We start from the raw sequence: 25015 nt of genomic DNA, 5'->3' as shown, positions 1-25015 counted from the left end.
TGCAATGCCGGCGCCCACTGATCCCGTAGCGAGGAGACCACATGGATTTCGATTACAGCCCGAAGGTCAAGGAAATGCAGGCCAAGCTGCTGGCCTTCTTCGACCAGCACATCTATCCGAACGAAAAGCGTTTCGCCGAGGAAATCGACGCCAACCGTCGCGCCGGCAACGCCTGGATCCCGACCAAGGTGATCGAGGAACTGAAGCCGCTGGCCCGCGCTGCCGGCCTGTGGAACCTGTTCCTGCCGCGTTCGCCGCGCGCCCCCCAGGGCCTGTCGAACCTGGAATACGCCACGCTGTGCGAGATCATGGGCCGGGTGCCCTGGTCGGCCGAGGTGTTCAACTGCGCGGCCCCCGACACCGGCAACATGGAGACGCTGGAGCGCTACGCGTCCGAGGAACTGAAGGACAAGTGGCTGGAGCCGCTGCTGGCCGGCGAGATCCGCTCGGCCTTCCTGATGACCGAGCCCGCGGTGGCCTCGTCGGACGCGACCAATATCGAATGCCGCATCGAGCGCGATGGCGACCACTACGTGATCAACGGCACCAAGTGGTGGTCGTCGGGCGCGGGCGACCCGCGCTGCAAGGTCTATATCGTGATGGGCAAGACCGATCCCGACGCCGGCCGCCATGAGCAGCAGTCGATGGTCGTGGTGCCGGCCGATACCCCGGGCATCACCATCAAGCGCTTCCTGCCGGTGTTCGGCTACGACGACGCGCCGCACGGCCATATGGAAATCGAACTGAAGAACGTGCGCGTGCCGGTCTCGAACATCCTGCTGGGCGAAGGCCGTGGTTTCGAGATCGCGCAGGGCCGCCTCGGGCCGGGCCGCATCCACCACTGCATGCGCAGCATCGGCGTGGCCGAGCGCGCGCTGGAACTGCTGTGCAAGCGCGCGCTGTCGCGCGTGGCGTTCGGCAAGCCGGTGTCGAGCCAGGGTGTGACGCAGGAGCGCATCGCCGAAGCCCGCTGCGAGATCGAGATGGCGCGCCTGCTGACGCTCAAGGCTGCGTACATGATGGATACGGTCGGCAACAAGGTGGCCAAGGCCGAGATCGCGATGATCAAGGTGGTGGCCCCCAACGTGGCGCTGAAGGTGATCGACTGGGCCATCCAGGTCCATGGCGCCGCCGGCGTGTCCAGCGATTTTCCGCTGGCCAACTGGTGGGCGCACCAGCGCACGCTGCGCCTGGCCGACGGCCCGGACGAGGTGCACCGCAACGCCATCGCCAAGCTGGAGCTGGCCAAGCACATGAACGTCAATCCGGACACCATCAAGATGCCGGTAGCACGCGGCTTCTGACCGCCCGTACGCGCCGGCGGGGCCCGCCCCTGCCGGCAGTGTGGAAAACGCGCAGCCTGGCTGCGCGTTTTTTTCTTCTGTGCTTAAATCGCGCGGTTCGCCACGTCAGTGGTTGATGTGGCCGCTCCCACGAATGAAGCCAGGAGATCTTTTGCAATGATCGACGTCTACAGCTGGGCTACGCCCAATGGCCACAAAGTCCACATCATGCTGGAGGAATGCGGGCTGGAATACCAGGTCCACCCGGTCAACATCGGCGCCGGCGACCAGTTCGCCGAGGACTTCCTGAAGATCAGCCCCAACAACAAGATCCCCGCCATCGTCGACCCGGACGGGCCCGACGGCAAGCCGATCTCGCTGTTCGAATCGGGCGCGATCCTGCTCTACCTGGCCGGCAAGACCGGCAAGTTCCTGCCCGAGGACGTGCGCGGCAAGTACGAGGCGCTGCAGTGGCTGATGTTCCAGATGGGCGGCGTGGGCCCGATGCTGGGCCAGGCGCACCACTTCCGCATCTATGCGCCCGAGAAGATCGAGTACGCGGTCAACCGCTACACCAATGAAGCCAGGCGCCTGTACGGCGTGATCGACACGCAGTTGTCGAAGCATGAATGGCTGGCCGGCGACCAGTACACCATCGCCGATATCGCCACCTTCCCCTGGCTGCGCAGCTGGCAGAACCAGGGCGTGGAGCTGGACGACTACCCCCACCTGAAACGCTGGTTCAACGGGATCGCCGAACGTCCCGCGGTCAAGCGCGGCGTGGAGGTGCTGGCCAGCGCGCGCAAGGCGCTGCAGGACGACAAGGCGCGCGAAGTGCTGTTTGGCGCCACGCAGTACAAGCGTCACTGAACGCCGCGCGCCAGCCGGCCATCAGGCCGGTGCCAGCGCAGCGCACCCCACGGCGTGGCCATCCGCGCGCCGGCCGCCGCCGCAGGCCACGCCGTCGTGCGGGGCATCGCCCGGCCCGAAGCAGCACAGCAGGCCGGTGCCCGGCACCAGCACATCAAGCCGGCACGACTCATGCGCGTCCGGCGCGTAGAGCGTGCCAGGCTGCAGGAAGGCCATGTCGCCCCCGGCCCGTACCAGCGCCCCCTGCCAGTGCAGGGCGATGGCACCCCGGTAACACAGCGCCCATCGCAGCCCGCGCGCCTGCAGGCGCCGGCCCCAGTCATCCGCCGGCCCATCCAGCTGGACAAACTCCGGGCGCATAGCCTGCTGCGCTGGCCGGTCATCCGCATCCGGCACATCCGCCAGCGCCTGCGTTGGCGCCCCGCCCTCGGCACCGGCGGGAGCAAGCGCGCCCAGCGCGCAGTGCCACGCGCCCGCGGGCATGGCCACGGGGCGCGCGGCATCGTCCAGGCCTTGCGGCACCGCGCGCACCAGGATGGTGTCGGCCACCGCCTGCACCTGCATCGGCACGCCCGGCGCGGGTGCGAACAGTTCACCACCGCCCACCAGCAAGCTGCCGCGGCCGGGCGAAGACAACCGCAGGCCGCCGCGCAGGCAAGCCCACCATTCATGGCAATCCGCTGAAAATTCAGGCTGGCGCTCGCCGGCGCAGAGGAAGACGTAGTCGCAGGTGCAGCCGAGGCCGGCAGCGGCGGCAAGCAAGCGTGGCTGGAATCCGGGAATGAAATCCGACGGCGCGCGGCGGTCGGCATCGCTGGCGCGCATGCGCGCCTCGAACAGCGTGAAGATCTGCATGGCAATCCCCCTGCAGGGCGACAGGCGCCATGCGCCTGTCCGCGCAGCCGGCGCACGCGTGGCGGCGTGACGCTCGGTCTGGCGCAATAACCCGTCTGGCGCGGCGCCGCGATGCAGGCCGCCCGGTTGATGCCATCGTGCCGCGCCAATGCCTGGCGCGCCCCTCAATTTGCGGATCGGACACCGATAGTGAGGAAGAGGATAAGTTGTCGTTGCCTCAAGGTCAAACCCTTAGCCTCAGACCACTCCGAACTTTTCATGATCCCATGCCTACTCGAAATCTCAGACTTTTCGGATTGCATCTCGCCTGGCTACGCAAGCAAAGAGGCTGGTCCCAAGAGACCCTTTCGCTCGAAAGCGGGCTGTCGCGCTCGTACCTGAGCGGCATTGAAAGCGGCAAGCGCAACCTGGCGCTGGCCAACATCTGCAGGCTGGCCGAGACCCTTGCCGTACCCACCGCCGAGATGCTCGACTTCAGCCGCCACGACGCCAGCCAGCTCCAGGTCGAGCAATCCCGCGCGCCGTTCGGCAACCGCCAGCGCGCGGCGATCGAGGCCACGGTGCACCACATGGCCGAGCTGAGCGAGCCCGAGCTGAACCTGGTGGCCGCGGTGGCGCGGGCGCTGGCGGGCAAGGGCAGCTTCCGCCCGGCGCTGGGACACGCCAGTCCCGGCGCGCGCTCCGCACCCGATGCCGAGGCCAACCCCGAAGGCTAGACCCCCAGCATGCCCTGCCGTTCGATAAAGCGGATCACCTCGTCCAGGCCTTGCCCTGACTTGACGCTGCCCATCACGAACGGCCGGGTGCCACGCATCTTGCGCGCATCGCTTTCCATCACGGACAGCGACGCGCCCACATACGGCGCAAGGTCGGTCTTGTTGATCACCAGCAGGTCCGACTTGGTGATGCCCGGCCCCCCCTTCCTAGGAATCTTCTCGCCCCCGGCGACGTCGATGACGTAGATCGTCAAATCAGAAAGTTCTGGGCTGAAGGTCGCGGCCAGGTTGTCGCCGCCGGACTCGATGAAGACCACGTCGGCATCCGGGAAGCGCGACAGCATCCGATCCACCGCTTCAAGGTTGATCGATGCGTCCTCGCGGATCGCGGTGTGCGGGCAGCCGCCGGTTTCCACGCCCAGGATGCGCTCCGCCGGCAGCGCGCCGGAGATCGTCAGCAGGCGCTGGTCTTCCTTGGTGTAGATGTCGTTGGTGATCGCGACCAGGTCATAGCGGTCGCGCATCGCCTTGCACAGCATTTCCAGCAACGTGGTCTTGCCGGAGCCGACGGGGCCGCCGACGCCGACGCGCAGCGGAGGGTTGTTCTTGGTACGGGCGTTGGTCATGGTGGGTATCGGTTCAGGATCGGAACAGCCGGGAGTACTGCGTTTCGTGCCGTGCGCACAGCAGGCCCAGCATCGGGGAAAACGTCGACAGTTGCGGCGGCGTGGCGTCGGCGCGGCGCGCGGCTTCTGCAACGGTATCGAGCACCGCGCCGTGAAGGCGCCGCAGCATGTGCTGGCCAGCCACCTGGCCCAGCGGCACCGCCTTGATCGCCGCGGCCACCTGGTTCTCGGCCCAGTTGAAGCAGTAGGCGGCCAGGCCGTCGCGCGCGCCGATCTCCAGCGCCACGCAGGCGGCCGTGAAAGCCGTCGGCAGGCATGCCGGCGACAGCATCGCGAGCGCATCGCGCAGCGCCGGCGTGCCCCACTCCATCTGCGCAATCAGCTTGGCCAGCGACCAACCCATCTGCGCCGTCTCCAGCCGCAACTCGGAGGTTTCGCGGGTGGCGTGGAACCAGTCATTCCGTGCCTGTACCTGTGCGGTGTCGCCCGCCTGCCAGTACCGATGCAGCAGCAGCCACAGCGGCGCCTCGCATTGCGCCTGCACCTGCAGCAGGTTGTCGCGGATCCAGCGCTCGGCGCTCGGCGCATCCTGCACGCTGCCACATTCGATCGCGGCCTCGAGGCCTTGCGAATAACTAAAGCCGCCGATCGGCAATGCGGGCGAGGCAAGGTGGAGCAGCGAGATGAGTTGGGGGAGATGGGTCATCACACGGTCCTGCACTTTGCGACGGTTCGCTCCCCTCTCCCGCAAGCGGGAGAGGGGAGCGCGGTGTCGGTGTGGGCGAGGTTCTCAGGCCGGTTCACAACGTACCTTCATGTCTCAGCGCTAGCGGGAACTAATGCTTATGCGCGCACGACGCGTCCTCAACAGGATCCGCGTCGCCATGATCGTGGTCATGCCCATGCGAATGCGAATGCCCATGCGAATGCCCATGATGCTCATGAAACACCGCCTGCGCCGCCGCATAGTCCTCCGCAAACGTCGCGTCATGCCCATGCTTGTGGCCGCCGCCATAGGCGCCCGCCTCCGGCTCGAACGGCAGTTCGGCGCGCTCGGCGCGCACGCCCAGCCGCTGCAGCATGTCGGCCAGCACCGCGTCATATTCGAGCCGCAGGTAGTCGCGCCCGATCTCCACCGGCGTGTGCCGGTTGCCAAGGTGGTAGGCAGCGCGCATCAGCGCATGCGGGTCATGCGCGCGCACTTGCAGCACGGACTCGGCGGCGGCTTGCACCTCGATGAAACTGCCGTCTTCCGCCACCAGCAGGTCGCCGCCGCGCAGCACCGTGCCGCGCGGCAGGAACAGCGCGGCGTCGGCGCCGTTGTCGAGCACCGCGCGCAGGCGGCTCTTGCTGCGGTCGGCGAAGGGCAGCACCAGCTTGGGGGCGCGGCGCACCAGCACCGGTGCAATGCCGTGCGGCGCGGTCAGGAGTTTGTTGATCTTCAGCATGGGCATTCCGGGGCAACTGCCCCGGCCGGTCAGAACAGGAAGTAGCGCTGCGCCATGGGCAGCTCGGTGGCGGGCTCGCACATCAGCAACTGGCCATCGGCGACGACCTGGTAAGTCTCGGGATCGACCGTGACGTGCGGCTGCCAGTCATTGTGAACCATGTCTCGCTTGCTGACCGTGCGGGTGCCGCGCACGGCGGACAGCGTCTTGGCCAGGCCGTAGCGTTCGCCGATGCCGGCAGCCAGCGCCGCCTGCGAGACAAAGGTCAGCGAGGAACGATGCAGCGCGCCGCCGGCCGCGGCAAACATGGGCCGGTAGTGCACCGGCTGCGGCGTCGGGATCGAGGCATTGGGGTCGCCCATCGCGGCCGCGGCGATCATGCCGCCCTTCAGGATCAGGCTGGGCTTGACCCCGAAAAATGCCGGGCGCCACAGCACCAGGTCGGCCCACTTGCCGACTTCGACCGAGCCGACTTCATGCGCGATGCCATGGGTCAGCGCCGGATTGATGGTGTACTTGGCGACATAGCGCCTGACGCGGAAGTTGTCGTGCCCGCCGCGCGCATCGTGCGGATCGCCGGGCAGCTTGCCACGCTGCGCCGCCATCTTGTGCGCGGTCTGCCAGGTGCGGATGATGACCTCGCCCACGCGCCCCATCGCCTGCGAATCGCTCGAGATCATCGAGAACGCGCCGAGGTCGTGCAGGATGTCCTCGGCGGCGATGGTTTCGCGGCGGATGCGGCTTTCGGCGAAGGCGATGTCCTCGGCGATCGACGGGTCCAGGTGGTGGCACACCATCAGCATGTCGAGATGCTCGTCCAGCGTGTTGACGGTGTACGGGCGCGTCGGGTTGGTCGAAGACGGCAGCACGTTGGCCTCGCCGCATACCTTGATGATGTCCGGCGCATGGCCGCCGCCCGCACCCTCGGTGTGGTAAGTATGGATGGTGCGGCCCTTGAACGCGGCAATGGTCGCTTCGACGAAGCCGGCCTCGTTGAGCGTATCGGTGTGGATCGCCACCTGGGTGTCGGTCGCGTCCGCCACCGACAGGCAGGTGTCGATCGCCGCCGGCGTGGTGCCCCAGTCCTCGTGCAGCTTCAGGCCGATGGCGCCGGCTTCCACCTGCTCCAGGATCGGCCCCGGCTGGCTGGCGTTGCCCTTGCCCAGCAGGCCGATATTCATCGGATAGGCGTCGGCCGCCTGCAGCATGCGCTCCATGTACCACGGCCCCGGCGTCACGGTGGTGGCGAAGGTGCCGGTGGCCGGGCCGGTGCCGCCGCCGATCATGGTGGTGACGCCGCTCATCAGCGCCTCTTCGATCTGCTGCGGGCAGATGAAGTGGATATGGCTGTCGATGCCGCCGGCAGTCACGATCATGCCCTCGGCCGCGATCACCTCGGTCCCCGGACCCACCACGATGGTGACACCCGGCTGGATATCGGGATTGCCGGCCTTGCCGATCGCCGCGATGCGCCCGTGCTTCAGCCCGATATCGGCCTTGACGATGCCCCAGTGGTCGACGATCAGCGCATTGGTGATCACGGTGTCGACGCAGTCCTTCGCCATGCGCTGGCTCTGGCCCATGCCGTCGCGGATGACCTTGCCGCCGCCGAACTTCACTTCCTCGCCGTAGATGGTGAAGTCCTGCTCGACTTCGATGATCAGGCCGGTATCGGCCAGCCGCAGGCGATCACCGGTGGTGGGGCCGAACATCTCGGCATAGGCCTGCCTGGAGATCGATGCCATCACAGCGCTCCCATGATCTTGCCGTTGAAGCCGTAGACGATGCGGTCGCCCGCCAGTGCCACCAGTTCCACGGTGCGTGTCTGCCCGGGCTCGAAGCGCACCGCAGTGCCCGCGGCGATGTTCAGGCGGAAACCGCGCGCGGCCTCGCGCTCGAACGCAAGCGCGGCGTTGGTCTCGTAGAAGTGAAAGTGCGAGCCGACCTGGATCGGTCGGTCGCCGGTATTGGCCACGGTCACGCTGACCGTGGCGCGGCCGGCATTGAGTTCGATCTCGCCGTCGGCAGGCATCAGTTCACCGGGGATCATCGCGCTCCTCCTCAGGCCACCAGCAGGCCGGCACCGTACAGCGCCACGCCCGCGCCGGCCGCGCGCGCCAGCCAGCCGGCACGGCGGCGCAGCAGCGTGCCGGCGCCGATGCCCAGCACGTGCAGCGCCATGGTGGCCGCGGCAAAGCCGCCCACGTAGGCCAGCACCGCCGGCAGCGCGCCCGCGCTGGCGGGCAGTTCCGCGCCGTGCGCATAGCCGTGGAACACGGCAAAGCCGCCCACCAGCAGCGTGCCGGCCCAGGCCGGCAGCTGTGCGCGCAACGCCAGCAGCAGCCCCACCACCAGCAGCGAAACCGCGATCATCGGCTCCACCGCAGGCAGCGCCAGGCCCGCGAGCCCAAGCGTAGCGCCCGCCAGCATCCACCCCACGAAGACCAGCGGCAGGCGCAGCGCATCGGCGGCGGAACGCGCCACCAGCGCGCTCCATACACCCACCGCGGCCATCGCCAGCAGGTGGTCGGCGCCGGTGAACGGGTGCGTCAGGCCGGCCCACAGGCTGGCGCCGACGGTGGCGGCATCGTGGCCGGGATGCGCCAGCGCGGCGCCGGCGGCAACGGTCAGGGAAGCGCCCAGGGCAAGGCGCAGGCAAGCGGTACGGGTCATCGCGGTCATCGGATTGGACGGGTTGTGGGCTGCGGTTATCAATGCGTATTCAAACAATCGGATGGTGCACCGTGACCAGCTTGGTGCCGTCCGGGAAGGTGGCCTCGACCTGGATCTCGGGGATCATCTCGGCCACGCCGTCCATCACGTCCTCGCGCTGCAGCACGGTGGTGCCGGCGTGCATCAGCTCGGCCACGGTGCTGCCGTCGCGAGCGCCTTCCATGATGGCGGCGGTGATCAGCGCCACCGCTTCCGGGTAGTTCAGCTTGAGCCCGCGGGCCTTGCGCCGCTCGGCCAGCAGCGCGGCGGTGAAGATCAGCAGCTTGTCTTTCTCTCGCGGCGTCAGTTCCATGTCTGGTTCCTCGTCATTGCTCGATTGTCGTTTGGCGGGCTACGTGGCCCACAGCCGCAGCGGCCGCGCCGCGACGCCATGGATCGGCATGCGCAGCGCCTGCCAGCTGTCGGTCATGACGTGGCGCACGGTTTCCATCTGCCGGCCCAGCACGCGCAGCAGCAGCATCGACTGGCCGTTGGCGGCCAGGCAGGTCACGCCGGCGCGCAGCTCCGGCGTATAGGGCAGCTGTCCCGCCAGCGCTTCGGCCAGTTCCTGCGTCGCGCCCTCGCCTACCGCCCACAGCGTGCCCAGCACATTGAGTCCATCGAGCCCGGCCACCGCGGCGCGCAGCGGCGACGCGGCCTCAAGATGAGACTGCTCGATCCACAGCGCGCGTTCGCCAATGCCGATGCGGGTATCCAGCCACAGCGCGCCGCTGGCCCACTGCTCGCCAGATGCCTGCCGGCCCAGCACCACCGCATCCCAGCCGATCGCGCTGCCGCCCGGCGCCACGTCGAGCACCGTCGCGATACGTGCGCGCGCATCGTCGAAAACGATGTTCTCCTGTGGCAGCCAGTCCAGCCGCGCTCCTGCGCCCACCGTCAGGCGCACATGCTGCGCCGCCTCGCGGCCGAGCGACTTGTACCACTTGGTGGCACCCGGCGTAGCCAGCACGGCGTGCGCGCCAGCCTCCACTGTCACGTCGATATCCAGGCTGTCGCCGCCTGCCACGCCCGCTGGCGGATGCAGGATCACAGCGTGGCAGATGCCGCCCTCCGGATACAGCGGCTTCTGCACCAGCAGCGGCCCCTGGTGGCGCCGCTCGGTCAGCGCCGTGCGTTCGCCGCGCTGCGCAAAGCGCAGCCGCAGGGTGGCCTGCCATGCGGCGGGCACGGCGAGGGCGGAAGGAAAATCGGGATGGCGCATGGCAAGTACAGCCGGCGGTGGGGGCGCGCGCAATGGCGGGAGTTGCAAGCAATCATAGCGCGCCGCCCGTCTTGGCGGAAGCAGCGCGCGACTCACAAATCCCGACGCTGCCACGCGGCCGGCCTACACCGCAATCAGCTCCCGCACGCCATCCTGCTCCATGCTGGCGCCGGCACCCCGCGCCACCACTTCGCCGCGGCTCATCACTACGTAGTGGTCGGCAATATGCCGCGCGAACTCGTAGTACTGCTCGACCAGGAGCACCGTCATGCCAAACTCGTCGACCAGCAGGCGCAGCGCCCGGCCGATGTCCTGGATGATGGAAGGCTGGATGCCCTCGGTGGGCTCGTCCAGGATCAGCAGGCCCGGCTCGCTCATCAGTGCGCGCCCGATTGCCAGTTGCTGCTGCTGGCCGCCGGACAGGTCGCCGCCGCGGCGTAGCCGCATGGTGCGCAGCACCGGGAACAACTGGTAGATCCGGTCCGGCACGCCGGACGGCCGCGCCCGGCTGGCGGCGCCGATCAGCAGGTTTTCTTCCACCGTCAGCCGCGGGAAGATCTCCCGGCCCTGCGGCACATAGGCCAGCCCGGCAGACACGCGCTCATACGGCGCCTTCTTCTCCAGCGCCTGCCCTTCCCATTGGATGCTGCCGCTGCGCGTGGGCACCACGCCCATCAGACACTTGAGCAGCGTGCTCTTGCCCACGCCGTTGCGGCCCAGCAGCGTGGTCAGCTTGCCGGCGGCCACGTCGAAGCTGACGTTGCGCAGGATATGGCTGCCGCCGTAGAACTGGTTCAGTGCATTGACCTGCAACATGCCTATCTCCCCAGGTAGGATTCGATCACGCGCTCATCGCGCTTGACGCTGTCGAGCGTGCCTTCGGCTAGCACGCTGCCCTCTGCCAGCACCGTGACCTGGCCGGCATCTCCCGCGAGTGCGGCGACGAACTCCATGTCGTGCTCGACCACTATCATCGAGCAGCTGCCGCGCAGGCCGTTGAGCAGCGCCGCCAGCTGCATGGTCTCTTCATCGGTCATGCCGGCCACCGGCTCGTCCAGCAACAGCAGCTGCGGCTGCTGCATCAGCAGCATGCCGATCTCCAGCCGCTGCTTCTGCCCGTGCGACAGCAGCCCGGCGGGCCGGTAGGCCTCGGCCTCCAGTCCGGTCAGCGCCAGCGTTTGCTCGATGCGGCGATGCCCCTCTGCCGTCAGCCGCGCGCGCAGCGACGACCACCAGCGCTTGTCGGCCTTCATCGCCAGTTCCAGGTTCTCCCACACCGCGTGCTGCTCGAACACGGTTGGCTTCTGGAACTTGCGGCCGATGCCCACCTGAGCGATGCGCGGCTCGGTCATCCGCATCAGGTCGATGGTCTGGCCCAGGAACACGCGTCCGCTGACATTGGCATTGCGCGGCCCGGTCTTGCCGGTGATGACATCCATCATCGTGGTCTTGCCGGCCCCGTTAGGGCCGATCACGCAGCGCAGCTCGCCATGGTCGATCGACAAGGTCAGCTGGTTCAGCGCGCGGAAGCCGTCGAACTGCACCGTCAGGTCTTCCAGGTACAGGATCGGCCCATGCGACACATCGATGGTGCCGGGCTCGACGATGCGGCCCAGGCCGGTGGCATCGCCGCTTTCGGCCTGGCCGTGCTGGAGTGCGGCATTCATGCGTCACCTCCGGTGCGGCCTGCCACAGCAGGCGCTGAAACAGGGTCTGCAGCGGCTGGTGGTGCGGCCGCGCGCCGCTCGCGCAACCGGTTCCACAACCCGGTCACGCCATCGGGCAGGTACAAGGTCACCAGCACGAACATCGCGCCCAGCAGGAACAGCCAGTATTCGGCAAAGTGGGCGGTGAACAGGGTCTTGGCACCATTGACCAGGAACGCGCCGATCACCGGCCCGATGAGCGTGCCGCGCCCGCCCACGGCAACCCAAACCGCCATCTCGATCGAGTTGCCGGGCGACATCTCGCCGGGGTTGATGATGCCCACCTGTGGCACGTACAGCGCTCCCGCGATGCCGCACAGCACCGCCGAGAAGGTCCACACGAACAGCTTGTAGCCCAGCGGGTTGTAGCCGGAAAACATCACGCGCATCTCGGCATCGCGCACCGCGGTGACCACGCGGCCAAGCTTGGACGTGACGATGTAGCGGCAGGCGATGAAGCCCGCCAGCAGCGCCAGGAAAGTCAGCACGAACAGCGCCGTGCGCGTCTGCGGCGCCGCGATCGCAAAGCCGGCAATGCGCTTGAAGTCCGTGAAGCCGTTGTTGCCGCCGAAGCCGGTCTCGTTGCGGAAGAACAGCAGCATCGCCGCATACGTCATCGCCTGCGTGATGATCGACAGGTACACGCCCTTGATGCGCGAGCGGAAGGCAAAGAAGCCGAACAGCCACGCCAGCACGCCCGGCACCAGCACCACCAGCAGCAGCGCGTAGCCGAGGTGCCCGGTGCCCTGCCAGAACCACGGCAGCTCCTTCCAGTCGAGAAACACCATGAAGTCCGGCAGCTCGCTCTTGTATACGCCTTCGCGGCCGATAGCCCGCATCAGGTACATGCCCATGGCATAGCCGCCCAGCGCGAAGAACAGCCCGTGGCCCAGGCTCAGGATGCCGCAGTAGCCCCACACCAGGTCCAGCGCGATCGCCGCCAGCGCAAAGCACATGATCTTGCCGACCAGCGTCAGCGCATAGGCCGACAGGTGCAGCGGATGGCCCTCCGGCAACACCAGCGCGCACACCGGCACGCCGATGCCGACGATCACCACCAGCGCCGCCAGCGCCATCCAGCCGCGCCGCGAGAACAGCGCCTGCCGCTCAGGCACGGCGAGCCGGAACGGGGTGGCGGAAGAATTCGATTGGACTCGCTGCATCATGCCTCCGCGCTGCGCCCCTTGAGCGCGAAAAGTCCCTGCGGCCGCTTCTGGATAAACAGCACGATCAGCACCAGGACAAAGATCTTGGCCAGCACCGCGCCATAGAACGGCTCGATGAACTTGTTGATGATGCCCAGCCCGAAGGCGCCGACGATGGTGCCCGCCAGCTGCCCCACCCCGCCCAGCACCACCACCATGAAGGAATCGATGATGTAGGCCTGGCCCAGGTCGGGCCCGACATTGCCGATCTGCGACAGCGCGCAGCCGCCCAGCCCTGCAATGCCGGCGCCAAAGGCAAAGGCGTAGCTGTCGACCTGCCACGTGCGCACGCCGACGCACGCTGCCATGGTGCGGTTCTGCGTGGTCGCGCGCACGAACAGCCCCAGCCGCGTGCGGTTCAGCACCGCCCACGCCACCGCCACCACCGCCAGCGCGAACAGGATGATGACCACGCGGTTGTACGGGATCACCAGCCCCGGCATCGATTCGAAGCCGCCGCTCATCCATCCGGGATTGGACACCTCGACGTTCTGCGCACCGAACAGCGTGCGCACCGCCTGCATCAGCAGCAGGCTCACGCCGAAGGTGGCCAGCAGTGTTTCCAGCGGGCGGCCGTACAGGTGGCGCAGCACCAGCCGCTCCAGCACGAAGCCCACCGCCGCCGCGGCCAGGAACGAAGCCGGCAGCGCCGCCGGCAGGTACCAGTCGAACGCACCCGGCGCGTAGGCGCGGAACAGCGACTGCACCACGTAGGTCGCATAGGCGCCAATCATCAGGAATTCACCGTGCGCCATGTTGATGACGCCGATCAGGCCATAGGTAATGGCCAGCCCGAGCGCGGCTAGCAACAGCACGCTGCCCAGGCTCAGTCCGGCGAACAGGTTGCCGATCAGCTCGGCGCGGCGCTGGTCGCTGCGCAGCGTGTCCAGCGCCTGCTGCGCGGCCAGGCGCACGTCGGCATCGGGCTCGCGGTAGTTGCCGGCGCTGTTGCGCTCCACCAGCGGCGCCAGCTTCTGGCGGCTCTGCGGGTTGCTGTCGCTGCCGAGGATGCGGATGGCTTCAAGCCGCGCGTCATGCGCTGCGGGGTCAGCCGGCTCGGCCAGCACCAGGTTGGCCCAGATCACGTCCAGGCTGGTGCGCAGGCCGGCATCGGCCTCATTCTTGCGCGCGGCTTCGACCGCGGCGCGCGAGGCGCTTTCCGGCTGGGCGCGCAGCGTGGCGACCGCCTGCGCACGCACCGCGATGTCGGGTGACTGCAGCAGCAGGCTGCTGGCGGCGCTGTCGACCAGCGCACGCAGGCTGTTGTTCAGGGTCAGGGACTCCAGTTCGTCGGCTTTCACCGCGACCGGCTTGCCGGTAATGGCATCGACGGTCTTATCGCCGTCCTGGCGCACCATGCCGACCGACGCTGCGTATTGCAGCGCGTCGTCCTGCAGGGCCTTCAGGATCGGGCCGGCCTGATCGGGCGGGGCCTTCGCGAGCGCGGTCAGTGCCGCGGTCTTGGCATCGAAATCGTCTTCGGCCAGCGGCTTCAGGTCGGCCTGCGTCAGCGCCGCGGCCCACGGCGCAGCCGCCAGCAGCAACGCCGCCAGCAGGGCGCGCAGCCATGGCATGGCCATTGTCGGAAGTAGTTTGGGCATAGTGGCTGGCGCAGTGGCGGCGCTTCAGCGCCTTGTTGTTCTGGTGTGCGAAAGGGGGCGATGTGCTCCCTCCCCCCCGCCTTGCGGGAGAGGGAAGCCATCGTCACGGAGCCAGGCTGGCGTCCGCTTACATCACCTTGTCCGGCTTGCCTTCGTTACCCGCGATGAACGGGCTCCACGGCTGCGCACGCACCGCCTTCGGCGTCTTCCACACCACCGAGAACTGGCCGTCGCCCTTGACTTCGCCGATCATCACCGGCTTGTACAGGTGGTGGTTCTCACCCATCGTCAGCGTGAAGCCGTCCGGTGCCTTGAAGGTCTGGCCGTACATGGCGGCGCGCACCTTGTTGGTGTCGGTGCTGCCGGCCTTCTTCACGGCCTGCGCCCACATGTGGATGCCGACGTAGGTGGCTTCCATCGGATCGTTGGTCACGCGCTTGTCGCCGCCGGGCAGGTTGTTGGCCTTGACCCAGGCCGCCCACTGCTTGCGGAAAGCATCGTTCTCGGGATTCTTGACCGACATGAAGTAGTTCCACGCGGCCAGGTGGCCCACCAGCGGCTTGGTGTCGATACCGCGCAGCTCTTCTTCACCGACCGAGAACGCCACCACCGGCACGTCCTTGGCCTTGAGCCCGGCGTTGCCCAGTTCCTTGTAGAACGGCACGTTGGAATCGCCGTTGATGGTGGAGATCACCGCGGTCTTGCCGCCCTGCGAGAACTTCTTGATATTGGCGACGATGGTCTGGTAGTCGCTGTGGCCGAACGGGGTATAGACCTCTTCGATGTCCTTGTCGGCGACGCCCTTGCTCTTCAGGAAGGCGCGCAGGATCTTGTTGGTGGTGCGCGGGTAGACGTAGTCGGTGCCGAGCAGGAAGAACCGTTTGGCGCCACCGCCCTCCTTGCTCATCAGGTATTCCACCGCCGGAATGGCCTGCTGGTTGGGCGCGGCGCCGGTGTAGAAGACGTTCTTCGACATCTCTTCGCCTTCATACTGCACCGGGTAGAACAGCAGCGCGTTGAGCTCTTCGTAGACCGGCAGCACCGACTTGCGCGACACCGAGGTCCAGCAGCCGAAGGTCACCGCCACCTTGTCCTTGCTGACCAGCTGGCGCGCCTTCTCGGCGAACAGCGGCCAGTTCGACGCCGGGTCGACCACCACCGGTTCCAGCTTGCGCCCGAGCACGCCGCCGCTCTTGTTGATTTCGTCGATGGTCATCAGGGCCACGTCCTTCAGCGACGTTTCCGAAATCGCCATGGTGCCGGACAGCGAATGCAGGATGCCGACCTTGATCGGCTCCTTGGACTGCGCCAGCGCCAGCGGGCTGGTACCGATCATCGCCGCGGCGGCTATCGCCGACAGCTTCAGCATGTCACGTCGTTGCATTTGCAGCTCCCGTTTATGGTGTAGGTCAGGGACTACGCTCCCCGGGGTGATGCATCTGCAACTAGCGTGCCACGGCGACAAGCCCCGCGCGGCGCGGCCACAGGCGGCGCGGGCGGCCGGATGCCGGCTGCAGTGCCCGCGCGCACCATCGCCGTGCAACGCAACTACGCACTGTGACAGTGCGTGCCAGCCATGGCGGGCGATCCCGGTGCATGTCGCACCCGGCCGGATCCGGCTTGCGCCACCGTGGCGCCGTTGGCAAGTGCCGACCTGCCGGCACCGTGGCCGGGGCGCAATTAATCAACCGCTTAAACCCGGATTCGAATGCATGTAAATCCGTACATTCAATGATTAAGACCTGAGCGCCGCCCGACTACGGTGAAAGCTGGCCGCGGTCTTTGCCCACGACGACGGCCCAGGCATTTCCCGGACCACACAAGGAAGGAGAAATCATGCCGTACGCTGCCGATCCCAACGCATCCTCCGCCGAACCGCAGCTGCCGCTGCGCGCCACCCCTCCCTGGCGCCAGCGCCGCGGCAAGCTGGCCCTGGCGGCATTTGCCCTGACGCTGGGCGCTTGCGGTGGCGGCGGCGGCGACTCGCCGCCACCGCCACCGCCGCCGATCACGCCGACCGCCGGCTGCGAACTGGACGGCAGCACCGGCGGCCAGGCCGTGGTCCTGCCGGGCGACCCCAACGCGCCGGAGCAGGCGACCGGCTATGCGCCCAAGGTCACCGTCTATAGCAAGACCTATATGGCCGTGACCAACAATCCGGTCTCGACCAAGGCGGCGTGCGACGTGCTGAAGGCCGGCGGCACCGCCATCGACGCCGCCGTGGCGGCGCAGATGGTGTTGAACCTGGTCGAGCCGCAATCGTCCGGCATCGGCGGCGGCACCTTCATCCTGCATTTCGACGCCGCGACCCGGCAGGTCACCGCCTACGACGGCCGCGAGACCGCGCCCGCCGCCGCCGATGAAAACTACCTGCGCTGGAAGTCCGCCACCGACCAGACCGCGCCGCTGCCCACCGCGATTCGCAGCGGCCGCTCCATCGGCACCCCGGGCACGCTGCGCGTGCTGGAACTGGCCCACCGCGACTACGGCAAGACCGCGTGGAAGGAATTGTTCGCGCCGGCGATCAAGCTGGCCGCCGACGGCTTTGCGATTCCGCCGCGCATGGCCGCCGCGATCTCGGACAGCGCCACCGTGGCCAACATCAAGCGCGATCCCGAGATGGCCGCCTACTTCCTGAACCCCGACGGCACGCCGCGCGCGGTCAACACCATGCTGCGCAATCCCGCCCTGGCGGCGGTGTTTACCGCCATTGCCGTGGGCGGCGCCGACGCGTTCTACAAGAACGGCCCGATCGCCCAGGCCATCGTCAACAAGATCCAGACCACCTACGACGGCACCACCACGCCCGGCGTGACTACGCTGGACGACCTGGCCAACTACCAAGCCAAGAAACGCACGCCGGTGTGCACCACCTACCGGCAGTACGAGGTGTGCGGCATGCCGCCGCCGTCGTCGGGCGGCATCGCGGTGGCGCAGATCCTGGGCATCGTCGAGAACTTCGACATGGCGGCGCAGAAGCCCACCCTGGTCGACCAGAACGGCGGCCGGCCCAGCGTGCTGGGCGTCCACCTGATGGGCGAAGCCGGACACCTGGCCTACGCCGACCGCAACAAGTACGTGGCCGACACCGACTTCATCCCCTTGCCCGGCGGCACCTGGGACACCATGCTGAACAAGCCCTACCTGAGCCAGCGTGCCAGCCTGATCAGCACCACCAGCTCGATGGTGACGCCGGTGGCAGCGGGCAACCTCGGCGACGTGCCGCTGGCGCCGTCGATGGTGGAAGAACGCGGTACCACGCACCTGTCGCTGCACGATAAGTACGGCAACGTGGTGGCGATGACTACCACCATCGAGTCGGGCCTGGGGTCGTACCACATGACCAACGGCTTCCTGCTCAACAACGAGCTGACCGACTTCAATGCCGATCCGGCGCCTGGCGGCGTGCTGGTGGCCAACCGGCTGCAGCCGGGCAAGCGCCCGCGCAGTTCGATGGCGCCCACGCTGGTGTTCAGGCGCAACGGCGACGGCTCGCGCGGCGACTTCTACATGACCACCGGTTCGCCGGGCGGCGCCACCATCATCCAGTACGTGGCCAAGACCCTGGTGGCTTCGCTGGACTGGGGCATGGATGCGCAGCAGGCGGTGTCGATGATCGACTTCGGCGGCTCCAACGGTGCCGGCTCGGCCATGATCGTCGGCGGCGAGCATCCCAATGTCGACACCAGCACGCCGGCCGGCGGCCTGCCGGGCGACAACGACCCGCTGGTGCGGGGCTTGCGCAACCTGGGCCATACGGTGAATGTCGCGGCGCAGTCGAGCGGCTTGAGCGCGATCATCCGCTCCACCATCGGCGGCTCCGCCGTGCTGGTGGGCGGCGCGGACCCGCGCCGCGAGGGCGTGGTGCTAGGCGATACCTTCAAGCCGTGACGAGGTCGCGGCAAAGAAAAACGGGGCCCCTCGCGGGGCCCCGTTTGTCGATGCCAGGATGCCAGGACCGCGCAGCCCTTACATCACCATCATGTTGGCGTTCAGGTTGTGCATGATCCACAGCGAACCCGCCACCACGATCACCAGGATCAGCGCCGTGAACAGCAGCGCGATCACGTTGCTGCGCTGTTCGGACGACGAGTCCAGGTGCAGGAAGTACTTCAGGTGCACGATCATCTGGACCACGGCCATGCCCAGGATGATCCACAGCATGGTGCCCTTGTCCATGGTGCCGTCCATCACGATCTTGAACGGGATCACCGTCAGGATCACGGCCAGGATGAAGCCGATCGCGTAGGACTTGAAGCTGGCGTGGCCGCCAGCGTGGCTGTCGTGCGCGTGCGAGTCGTGGGCGCCGTGCGCCGCCGGTGCGTTGTGTTGTGCCATCACAGATGTCCCATCAGGTAGACCACGGTAAACACGCCGATCCAGACCACGTCCAGGAAGTGCCAGAACAGCGACAGGCACATCAGGCGCTTGCTGAGCGTCGGGGTGATGCCCTTCTTGCCCAGCTGCCACATCAGCACGATCATCCACAGCATGCCGCTGGCGACGTGCAGGCCGTGGGTGCCGACCAGCGTGAAGAACGACGACAGGAACGCGCTGCGGCCCGGGCCGGCGCCTTCGGCGATCAGGTGGTGGAACTCGTTGATTTCCATCGCCATGAAGCCAAGGCCCAGCAGAAACGTGATGCCGAGCCAGGTCTGCACGTGCTTCAGGCTGCGGTTCTGCAGCGAGATCATCGCCATGCCGTACGTGATCGAGGAGAACAGCAGGATGAAGGTCTCCACCAGCACGTAGTTCAGCTCGAACAGCTCCTTCGCCGACGGGCCGCCTGCCAGTTCGCCGCGCAGCACGGCGAAGGCCGCGAACAACCCGGCGAAGATGATGCAGTCGCTCATCAGGTAGATCCAGAAGCCATACACCGTATTGGCACTGGTATCGTGGTGCGCATGGTCATGGCCGTGCGCGCCGGCGTGAGCCGGGGCGCCTGCCTGCGCGGGGATGCGGTCTAGGACTTGAGTCGACATGGTTCTCAGGCTTGCGAAGCAATGCGCTGCAGATGGCGCGTTTCGATCTGCTCGACCTCGGTGGCCGGCACGTAGTAGTCGATGTGGTCGTCGTTGCTGCGGTGGATGAACGCCCAGATCATGCCGACCAGGCCAACCACCACCAGCCACCAGATGTGCCAGGTCAGGGCGAAGCCGAACACCAGGCTGAAGGCGCCGATGTAGAAGCCCGCGCCCGTGTTCTTGGGCATGTGGATCTTCTCGTAGCCTTCGGTCGGCAGGGTCTCGCCACGGGCCTTCATGTCGGCGAACGCGTCCAGGTCACGCACCACCGGGGTGTGCGCGAAGTTGTAGAACGGCGGCGGCGACGAGGTGGCCCACTCCAGCGTGCGGCCGCCCCACGGGTCGCCGGTCACGTCGGCCAGCTGCTTGCGGTCGCGGATCGACACCACGATCTGCAGCACCTGGAAGAAGATGCCCAGCGCGACGAACACCACGCCCACCACGGCCAGGTACAGCCACGGCGTCCAGGCCGGGTTGTCGGTGTGGTTCAGGCGACGGGTCATGCCCATCAGGCCCAGCACGTACAGCGGCATGAAGGCGAAGTAGAAACCCACCAGCCAGCACCAGAACGCGTACTTGCCCAGGCGCTCGTTCAGCTTGAAGCCGAACGCCTTCGGCCACCAGTAGGTGATGCCGGCCAGGTAGCCGAACAGCACGCCGCCGATGATCACATTGTGGAAGTGGGCGATCAGGAACAGGCTGTTGTGCAGCACGAAGTCAGCCGCCGGCACGGCCATCAGCACGCCGGTCATGCCGCCGATCACGAAGGTGATCATGAAGCCCAGCGTCCACAGCACCGGCGTGGTCATTTGCACGCGGCCGCGGTACATGGTGAACAGCCAGTTGAAGATCTTCACCCCGGTCGGGATGGAGATGATCATGGTGGTGATGCCGAAGAACGCGTTGACGTTGGCGCCCGAGCCCATCGTGAAGAAGTGGTGCAGCCACACGATGAACGACAGCACCATGATCGCGGCGGTCGCGTACACCATGCCCTTGTAGCCGAACAGCTTCTTGCCCGAGAACGTGGCGATCACTTCAGAGAAGATGCCGAACGCCGGCAGGATCAGGATGTACACTTCGGGGTGGCCCCAGATCCAGATCAGGTTCACGTACATCATGGCGTTGCCGCCACCGTCGTTCGTGAAGAAGTGCATGCCGAGGTAGCGGTCCAGGCCCAGCAGCGCCAGGGTCACGGTCAGCACCGGGAAGGCAGCGACGATCAGCACGTTGGTGCACAGCGCGGTCCAGGTGAACACCGGCATGCGCATCAGCGTCATGCCCGGGGCGCGCATGCGCAGGATCGTCACCAGGAAGTTCACGCCGGTCAGCAGCGTGCCCAGGCCTGAGATCTGCAAGCTCCAGAGGTAGTAATCCACCCCTACGCCCGGGCTGAAGTCCAGGCCCGACAGCGGCGGGTAGGCCAGCCAGCCGGTCTTGGCGAACTCACCGACGCCCAGCGAGACATTGACCAGCATGGCGCCCGCCACGAACAGCCAGAACGACAGCGTGTTCAGGAACGGGAAGGCCACGTCGCGCGCGCCGATCTGCAGCGGCACGACCAGGTTCATCAGGCCGGTCATCAGCGGCATGGCCACGAAGAAGATCATGATCACGCCGTGGGCGGTGAAGATCTGGTCGTAGTGCTCGGGCGGCAGCACGCCGGTGGCGCCATTGGTGGCCAGCGCCAGCTGGGTGCGCATCATGACCGCGTCGGCAAAGCCGCGCAGCAGCATGACCAGCGCCACCAGGCAGTACATCACGCCGATCTTCTTGTGGTCGACCGAGGTGAACCACTCGTTCCAGAGGTAGCCCCACTTCTTGAAATAGGTGATCGCGCCAAACAGCGCGGCACCGCCCAGGGCGACGCCGGCCAGCACGACCATGATGATCGGCTCGTGAAACGGAATCGCCGACAAACTCAACTTGCCAAACATCATTGCTCCTAGGATTGCGCGCCCAGCGCCGGCAGCTTCGCCGGCGTGGTCATGGACAGCTGCTCTTCACCGAGGGTGTTGCGCGACGTGCAGATCGGGCCGCCCCTGAACCCGTCGGCGGCGAGCGCCGTGCCGCTGTGGTCCATGTACTTGTGCAGGATGTTGTGGAAGAGCTGGTCCTCCACCTTGCCGTAGTACGTGACCGGCTCCTTCTCGCTCGGTTGTGCCAGCGTCTTGTAGCCTTCAACGCCCAGTTCGGTGGACGAGGCGCGAACCTTGGCGACCCACTGGTCGAACTCGTAGTTCGACATGGCGACCGCCTTGAACTTCATGCCCGAGAAGCCGCCGCCGCTGTAGTTGGCGGACACGCCGTCATAGCTGCCGGCTTGGTTGGCGATCAGGTGGAGCTTGGTTTCCATCCCGGCCATGGCGTACACCTGGCTGCCCAGTTGCGGGATGAAGAACGAATTCATGATCGAATCCGAGGTGATCTTGAAGTTCACCGGAGTGTCGACCGGGAAGGCGATCTGGTTGACGGTGGCGATCTTCAGCTCCGGATAGATGAACAGCCACTTCCAGTTCAGCGCCACCACCTCCACCGTGACCGGCTTCTTGCTGGATTCCAGCGGCTTGTACGGGTCCAGGTCGTGCGAAGACTTCCAGGTGATGATGCCCAGCGCGATGATGATCAGGCAGGGGATCAGCCACACCACCACTTCGATCGCGGTCGAGTGCGACCAGTCGGGTTCATAGCGTGCCGAGGTATTGCTGGCGCGGTACTTCCAGGCAAACACCAGCGTCAGCACGATCACCGGCACCACCACCAGCAGCATCAGCCAGGTGGCGATCAGGATGATGCCTTTGATGTCGACGCCGACCTGCCCTTTCGGGTCGAGCAGCGTCATGTTGCAGCCGGCCAGCAGGAGCAGGCCAAGGCAAGGCAGGAACCGCGTCCAACGCGGCAGTATGGGTTTCTTCATGTCACGACTGGTTTGGTTACACCGCGCTTCGGGCAAAAGCGCGGCTAAACCGCCTGATGCTTGCGCAAGAGGCGTGGGGCTGAGGGAAAACCGGAAGGACGTGTCCTTAGCTGGCGTTGCGGTCTGGGGGCGGATCGTGCGCCGGGAGACCATGCGGCCTTGCAACGCCATGAACACGGAAGGACTGACTGCGCGCGCTGCAGGCCCTGTAGGACCTTGCCGGCGCTGCGGCACCTGACCGAAACCGCGAACGGTCCCGGCTCACAACAGCGGCCGGGTAGCGTTGGAATACGAGGCTTTTGCGCCTCCCGACAGACCTGCCGTCAGGGCAGGCGCGGTTTTCGGCCGGGGAGCGCAACACGTAAAACATCGTGGGCGCGAATGTACCGCAACGCAACATTAGGGGTAAACCCAACGACACAGAACACACTGTTCATCAAAACGGACAATCCCTCACTTGCTGCACCGCGTTCTCTTTGACCCACGTCAACATCACAAAAACGAAGGTAAATATGCAGAAAACCGCGCTTTGCGCGGCTCTCGAGGGTGCGACACTGCGCTGTGGCATATTGTCGCAGCGCGGCAAAGCGCGCCGCGCCTCAGCCGTAGCGGCGCGTGATCGACTCGGCGATGCACACCGGCCGCTCGCTCCCCTCCCGCTCTACGGTGACCTCCCAGGTGGACTGCGCCCCGACCAGTTCGGGCGATTTCGGCAGGGGGTCAAGCCGCTCTACCTTCAACAGCTTGATGCGCGCGCGCAGCTTGCTGCCCACCGGCACGGGAGCCGTGAAGCGCACGCGGTTCAGCCCGTAGTTGACGCCGATCTTCGACGGCATGCTCAGCGCGTTGTGCATGAACTTGGGCAGCAGCGACAGCGTCAGGAAGCCGTGCGCGATCGGGCCGCCATACGGCGATTCCTTTTTCGCGCGCTCCACGTCGATGTGGATCCACTGATGGTCGCCGGTGGCCTCGGCAAACTGGTTGACCTGCTGCTGGGTTACCTCGATCCAGTCGCTGACCGCGACTTCCTGGCCCTGCAGCCCTTCCAGTTCTTCCAGCGTTGCGATGGTACGCATGTCGATTGTCTCCTCGTGACGGTTAAGTGTGGTTACGCGGGCCGGCGCCCGTACATGCCCATGCCCTTGACGGTGCACACCAGCTCGCCGCGCTGGTTGGTGGCCTCCCACTGGGTATGCACGATGCCTCGGTCAGGCTTGGACTGCGACGCACGGGTGTCCAGCACATTCAGCACGACCGTCAGCGTGTCGCCGGCATAGACGGGCTTGAGCCAGCGGATCTCGTCGACGCCGGGCGAGCCCATGCTGGCCGACTTGCCGGTGGTGCTCAGCACCAGCAGGCGCATCATGATCGAGCACGTCATCCAGCCGCTCGAGATCAGCCCGCCGTAGATGCTGTTGGCGGCGGCTTCCTTGTCGATATGGAATGGTTGCGGATCGTACTGGCGCGCGAAGGCCAGGATCTCTTCCTCGGTGACGAGGTAGGAGCCCAGCTCACGGCGGCTGCCGACTTCAAAATCCTCGAAATACAGCATGGGGGTGTCTCCGTTGTGGATGGCGGTTGACTTGTCCGCACGATGATCGCATGGCAGGCGGGCGCGCGCGTCCGTATTTGCCGAACCCGCCCCTAACAGCGCGCAAAGAAAAAAACCGCGCCTGGACTACAGCGCGGTTTTGACTGGACTGGCGGGCTCAGGCAGCTTCCTGGAACCCCGGCTGGGCAGCAAACCTGCCCAGGTGATGATCGACATCGCCAAAGGTGGTGTTGATCATCGTCAGCCGCTTGAACATGTGCGCGGCCGGCAGTTCGTTGGTCACGCCCATGCCGCCGTGGATCTGCACCGCCTCCTGGCCGACCGTGCGCGCCGCCTGGCCCACGCGCGCCTTGGCGGCGGACACGTAGCGGCGGCGCTGTTCCGGCGTGGCCTCTTCGAAGCGCGCGGCGGCCAGCAGCGTGATCGAGCGCGACTGCTCCGCGTGGATGAACATCTCGACCATGCGGTGCTGCAGCGCCTGGAAGCGCGCGATCGGCACGCCGAACTGCTGGCGCGTCTTGGCGTATTCCAGCGTCGCGGCGTTGAGGTTGTCCATCACGCCCACCGCCTCGGCGCACAGCAGCACCGCGGCGTAGTCGGCCACCTGCTCCACCAGCGCGAAGGCCTTGCCTGCCTCGCCCAGCGATTGCGCGGGGGCATCCTGGAAGGTGATATCGGCGGCGCGCAGGTTGTCGATGGTGCGGTAGTCCTTGATGCTGACGCCGGCGCCCTTCGCGTCCACCAGGAACAGCGAGATGCCATCCTGGTCGGCATCGCCGCCGCTGCTGCGCGCCGACACGATCAGCTTGTCAGCCTGGCCGCCGTGCAGCACCACGGTCTTGCGGCCGTTGAGCTTGCCATCGCGGGCGGTGACGCGCACGTTGTTCAGCTCATAGCGGGCCTGCGGCTCATTGAAGGCCACCGCCAGCTTCAGCTCGCCGCCGGCGACCTGCTCCAGCAGCGCGTCCTGGCCACCGGCCAGGCCCAGGGCGTAGGCGCCCGCCACCGTGGCCAGGTATGGCTCCACGATCAGGCCGCGGCCCAGCTCCTGCTGCACCACCATCATGTCCAGGGCCTTGCCCGCGAAGCCGCCCTGCGCTTCCGGCACCGGCAGCGCGGTCAGGCCGAGCTCGACCAGCGAGCCCCAGGCGGCGTCGCCGTAACCGGCGGCGCTTTCGTAGTTCTTCTTGCGGGACTCGAAGCCGTAGTCCTTGTCGATGAAACGGCGGACGGCGTCGGCCAGCTGCTTCTGTTCGTCGCTGAGATTGAAGTTCATGA

25 protein-coding genes are annotated in these 25015 nt (G+C 66.7%); 4 read left to right on the top strand and 21 right to left on the bottom strand.

Annotation, left to right across the window (positions count from 1 at the left end):
- Positions 1-41 precede the first annotated feature (41 nt).
- Positions 42-1304, top strand: a complete 1263-nt coding sequence (locus tag ACOCMH_RS21635) for an acyl-CoA dehydrogenase family protein (RefSeq protein ID WP_427312934.1) — start codon at positions 42-44, stop codon at positions 1302-1304.
- A gap of 156 nt (positions 1305-1460) precedes the next feature.
- On the top strand, positions 1461-2153 hold the full coding sequence (locus tag ACOCMH_RS21630; protein WP_427312933.1) for a glutathione binding-like protein: 693 nt from the start codon (positions 1461-1463) through the stop codon (positions 2151-2153).
- A gap of 21 nt (positions 2154-2174) precedes the next feature.
- Here the strand turns inward: ACOCMH_RS21630 and ACOCMH_RS21625 are convergent, their stop codons facing one another.
- Complete coding sequence (locus ACOCMH_RS21625) at positions 2175-3008, bottom strand: hypothetical protein (protein WP_427312932.1); 834 nt, start codon at positions 3006-3008, stop codon at positions 2175-2177.
- A gap of 296 nt (positions 3009-3304) precedes the next feature.
- On the opposite strand from ACOCMH_RS21625, the gene ACOCMH_RS21620 reads away from it, so the two are divergent.
- On the top strand, positions 3305-3724 hold the full coding sequence (locus ACOCMH_RS21620; RefSeq protein WP_427312931.1) for a helix-turn-helix domain-containing protein: 420 nt from the start codon (positions 3305-3307) through the stop codon (positions 3722-3724).
- On the opposite strand, the gene ureG is transcribed toward ACOCMH_RS21620, so the two are convergent.
- The 13 genes from ureG to urtA all read right to left on the bottom strand — a co-directional run bounded on the left by ureG (position 3721) and on the right by urtA (position 15628).
- A complete protein-coding gene (gene ureG / locus ACOCMH_RS21615) occupies positions 3721-4350 on the bottom strand; it encodes an urease accessory protein UreG (RefSeq protein ID WP_427312930.1) in 630 nt (209 codons plus the stop codon). The two genes, ACOCMH_RS21620 and ureG, sit on opposite strands and share 4 nt — an antisense overlap.
- Positions 4351-4363: 13 nt before the next feature.
- Positions 4364-5056 carry an urease accessory protein UreF gene (locus ACOCMH_RS21610; protein ID WP_427312929.1) on the bottom strand — a complete coding sequence of 231 codons (693 nt, stop codon included), beginning with the start codon at positions 5054-5056 and terminating at the stop codon, positions 4364-4366.
- Between the two features lie 130 nt (positions 5057-5186).
- Positions 5187-5798 (bottom strand): urease accessory protein UreE, encoded by a 612-nt coding sequence (ureE, locus tag ACOCMH_RS21605; RefSeq protein ID WP_427312928.1) that lies wholly within the window; start codon positions 5796-5798, stop codon positions 5187-5189.
- Positions 5799-5827: 29 nt separating this feature from the next.
- On the bottom strand, positions 5828-7543 hold the full coding sequence (gene ureC, locus ACOCMH_RS21600) for an urease subunit alpha (protein ID WP_427312927.1): 1716 nt from the start codon (positions 7541-7543) through the stop codon (positions 5828-5830).
- Positions 7543-7848, bottom strand: coding sequence for an urease subunit beta (locus ACOCMH_RS21595; protein ID WP_012352362.1), 306 nt, complete (start codon positions 7846-7848; stop codon positions 7543-7545). The genes ureC and ACOCMH_RS21595 overlap by 1 nt, the downstream gene beginning before the upstream one ends.
- 11 nt (positions 7849-7859) lie before the next feature.
- On the bottom strand, positions 7860-8471 hold the full coding sequence (locus tag ACOCMH_RS21590; protein ID WP_427312926.1) for a HupE/UreJ family protein: 612 nt from the start codon (positions 8469-8471) through the stop codon (positions 7860-7862).
- A 49-nt stretch (positions 8472-8520) separates the two neighbouring features.
- A complete protein-coding gene (locus ACOCMH_RS21585) occupies positions 8521-8823 on the bottom strand; it encodes an urease subunit gamma (protein ID WP_171517556.1) in 303 nt (100 codons plus the stop codon).
- 39 nt (positions 8824-8862) lie between these two features.
- Positions 8863-9732: an urease accessory protein UreD gene (locus ACOCMH_RS21580; RefSeq protein WP_427312925.1), complete on the bottom strand. Its 870-nt coding sequence runs from the start codon at positions 9730-9732 to the stop codon at positions 8863-8865.
- Between the two features lie 123 nt (positions 9733-9855).
- A complete protein-coding gene (urtE, locus tag ACOCMH_RS21575; protein ID WP_018313221.1) occupies positions 9856-10548 on the bottom strand; it encodes an urea ABC transporter ATP-binding subunit UrtE in 693 nt (230 codons plus the stop codon).
- Positions 10549-10550: 2 nt separating this feature from the next.
- Complete coding sequence (gene urtD, locus ACOCMH_RS21570) at positions 10551-11399, bottom strand: urea ABC transporter ATP-binding protein UrtD (RefSeq protein WP_427312924.1); 849 nt, start codon at positions 11397-11399, stop codon at positions 10551-10553.
- Entirely contained in the window at positions 11396-12601 is a 1206-nt protein-coding gene (gene urtC, locus ACOCMH_RS21565) for an urea ABC transporter permease subunit UrtC (protein ID WP_018313219.1), read from the bottom strand. The genes urtD and urtC overlap by 4 nt, the downstream gene beginning before the upstream one ends.
- Entirely contained in the window at positions 12601-14223 is a 1623-nt protein-coding gene (urtB, locus tag ACOCMH_RS21560; protein ID WP_427313339.1) for an urea ABC transporter permease subunit UrtB, read from the bottom strand. The genes urtC and urtB overlap by 1 nt, the downstream gene beginning before the upstream one ends.
- 148 nt (positions 14224-14371) lie before the next feature.
- Positions 14372-15628, bottom strand: coding sequence for an urea ABC transporter substrate-binding protein (urtA, locus tag ACOCMH_RS21555; protein WP_427312923.1), 1257 nt, complete (start codon positions 15626-15628; stop codon positions 14372-14374).
- Positions 15629-16080: 452 nt separating this feature from the next.
- Here urtA and ACOCMH_RS21550 point away from each other — a divergent pair, with 452 nt between their 5' ends.
- Positions 16081-18135, top strand: coding sequence for a gamma-glutamyltransferase family protein (locus ACOCMH_RS21550; protein WP_427312922.1), 2055 nt, complete (start codon positions 16081-16083; stop codon positions 18133-18135).
- Between the two features lie 78 nt (positions 18136-18213).
- Here the strand turns inward: ACOCMH_RS21550 and cyoD are convergent, their stop codons facing one another.
- The 7 genes from cyoD to ACOCMH_RS21515 form a co-directional block, all read right to left on the bottom strand.
- Positions 18214-18582, bottom strand: a complete 369-nt coding sequence (cyoD, locus tag ACOCMH_RS21545) for a cytochrome o ubiquinol oxidase subunit IV (RefSeq protein ID WP_171517549.1) — start codon at positions 18580-18582, stop codon at positions 18214-18216.
- Positions 18582-19226 (bottom strand): cytochrome o ubiquinol oxidase subunit III, encoded by a 645-nt coding sequence (gene cyoC, locus ACOCMH_RS21540; protein WP_427312921.1) that lies wholly within the window; start codon positions 19224-19226, stop codon positions 18582-18584. Before cyoC ends, cyoD begins: the two co-directional genes overlap by 1 nt.
- A 5-nt stretch (positions 19227-19231) precedes the next feature.
- Positions 19232-21205, bottom strand: coding sequence for a cytochrome o ubiquinol oxidase subunit I (gene cyoB, locus ACOCMH_RS21535; protein WP_427313338.1), 1974 nt, complete (start codon positions 21203-21205; stop codon positions 19232-19234).
- 8 nt (positions 21206-21213) lie between these two features.
- Complete coding sequence (gene cyoA, locus ACOCMH_RS21530; RefSeq protein ID WP_427312920.1) at positions 21214-22185, bottom strand: ubiquinol oxidase subunit II; 972 nt, start codon at positions 22183-22185, stop codon at positions 21214-21216.
- A 599-nt stretch (positions 22186-22784) separates the two neighbouring features.
- Positions 22785-23261 carry a MaoC family dehydratase gene (locus ACOCMH_RS21525; RefSeq protein ID WP_062797794.1) on the bottom strand — a complete coding sequence of 159 codons (477 nt, stop codon included), beginning with the start codon at positions 23259-23261 and terminating at the stop codon, positions 22785-22787.
- A gap of 32 nt (positions 23262-23293) precedes the next feature.
- Positions 23294-23737 (bottom strand): MaoC family dehydratase, encoded by a 444-nt coding sequence (locus ACOCMH_RS21520; protein ID WP_171517545.1) that lies wholly within the window; start codon positions 23735-23737, stop codon positions 23294-23296.
- Positions 23738-23894: 157 nt separating this feature from the next.
- Positions 23895-25013: an acyl-CoA dehydrogenase family protein gene (locus tag ACOCMH_RS21515; protein ID WP_427312919.1), complete on the bottom strand. Its 1119-nt coding sequence runs from the start codon at positions 25011-25013 to the stop codon at positions 23895-23897.
- Positions 25014-25015 lie beyond the last annotated feature (2 nt).

Origin of the sequence: Cupriavidus sp. H39, assembly GCF_050271075.1 — a bacterium.
GTDB classification, from domain to species: domain Bacteria; phylum Pseudomonadota; class Gammaproteobacteria; order Burkholderiales; family Burkholderiaceae; genus Cupriavidus; species Cupriavidus necator_B.
This window is presented reverse-complemented; position numbering and strand designations above follow the sequence as displayed.

Coding starts and splice junctions, on each gene's coding strand:
- ACOCMH_RS21635 (WP_427312934.1), top strand. CDS start 42: ATGGATTTCGATTACAGCCCGAAGGTCAAGGAAATGCAGGCCAAGCTG.
- ACOCMH_RS21630 (WP_427312933.1), top strand. CDS start 1,461: ATGATCGACGTCTACAGCTGGGCTACGCCCAATGGCCACAAAGTCCAC.
- ACOCMH_RS21625 (WP_427312932.1), bottom strand. CDS start 3,008: ATGCAGATCTTCACGCTGTTCGAGGCGCGCATGCGCGCCAGCGATGCC.
- ureG (WP_427312930.1), bottom strand. CDS start 4,350: ATGACCAACGCCCGTACCAAGAACAACCCTCCGCTGCGCGTCGGCGTC.
- ACOCMH_RS21610 (WP_427312929.1), bottom strand. CDS start 5,056: ATGACCCATCTCCCCCAACTCATCTCGCTGCTCCACCTTGCCTCGCCC.
- ureE (WP_427312928.1), bottom strand. CDS start 5,798: ATGCTGAAGATCAACAAACTCCTGACCGCGCCGCACGGCATTGCACCG.
- ureC (WP_427312927.1), bottom strand. CDS start 7,543: ATGGCATCGATCTCCAGGCAGGCCTATGCCGAGATGTTCGGCCCCACC.
- ACOCMH_RS21595 (WP_012352362.1), bottom strand. CDS start 7,848: ATGATCCCCGGTGAACTGATGCCTGCCGACGGCGAGATCGAACTCAAT.
- ACOCMH_RS21590 (WP_427312926.1), bottom strand. CDS start 8,471: ATGACCCGTACCGCTTGCCTGCGCCTTGCCCTGGGCGCTTCCCTGACC.
- ACOCMH_RS21585 (WP_171517556.1), bottom strand. CDS start 8,823: ATGGAACTGACGCCGCGAGAGAAAGACAAGCTGCTGATCTTCACCGCC.
- ACOCMH_RS21580 (WP_427312925.1), bottom strand. CDS start 9,732: ATGCGCCATCCCGATTTTCCTTCCGCCCTCGCCGTGCCCGCCGCATGG.
- urtE (WP_018313221.1), bottom strand. CDS start 10,548: ATGTTGCAGGTCAATGCACTGAACCAGTTCTACGGCGGCAGCCATATC.
- urtD (WP_427312924.1), bottom strand. CDS start 11,399: ATGAATGCCGCACTCCAGCACGGCCAGGCCGAAAGCGGCGATGCCACC.
- urtC (WP_018313219.1), bottom strand. CDS start 12,601: ATGCAGCGAGTCCAATCGAATTCTTCCGCCACCCCGTTCCGGCTCGCC.
- urtB (WP_427313339.1), bottom strand. CDS start 14,223: ATGGCCATGCCATGGCTGCGCGCCCTGCTGGCGGCGTTGCTGCTGGCG.
- urtA (WP_427312923.1), bottom strand. CDS start 15,628: ATGCAACGACGTGACATGCTGAAGCTGTCGGCGATAGCCGCCGCGGCG.
- ACOCMH_RS21550 (WP_427312922.1), top strand. CDS start 16,081: ATGCCGTACGCTGCCGATCCCAACGCATCCTCCGCCGAACCGCAGCTG.
- cyoD (WP_171517549.1), bottom strand. CDS start 18,582: ATGGCACAACACAACGCACCGGCGGCGCACGGCGCCCACGACTCGCAC.
- cyoC (WP_427312921.1), bottom strand. CDS start 19,226: ATGTCGACTCAAGTCCTAGACCGCATCCCCGCGCAGGCAGGCGCCCCG.
- cyoB (WP_427313338.1), bottom strand. CDS start 21,205: ATGTTTGGCAAGTTGAGTTTGTCGGCGATTCCGTTTCACGAGCCGATC.
- cyoA (WP_427312920.1), bottom strand. CDS start 22,185: ATGAAGAAACCCATACTGCCGCGTTGGACGCGGTTCCTGCCTTGCCTT.
- ACOCMH_RS21525 (WP_062797794.1), bottom strand. CDS start 23,261: ATGCGTACCATCGCAACGCTGGAAGAACTGGAAGGGCTGCAGGGCCAG.
- ACOCMH_RS21520 (WP_171517545.1), bottom strand. CDS start 23,737: ATGCTGTATTTCGAGGATTTTGAAGTCGGCAGCCGCCGTGAGCTGGGC.
- ACOCMH_RS21515 (WP_427312919.1), bottom strand. CDS start 25,013: ATGAACTTCAATCTCAGCGACGAACAGAAGCAGCTGGCCGACGCCGTC.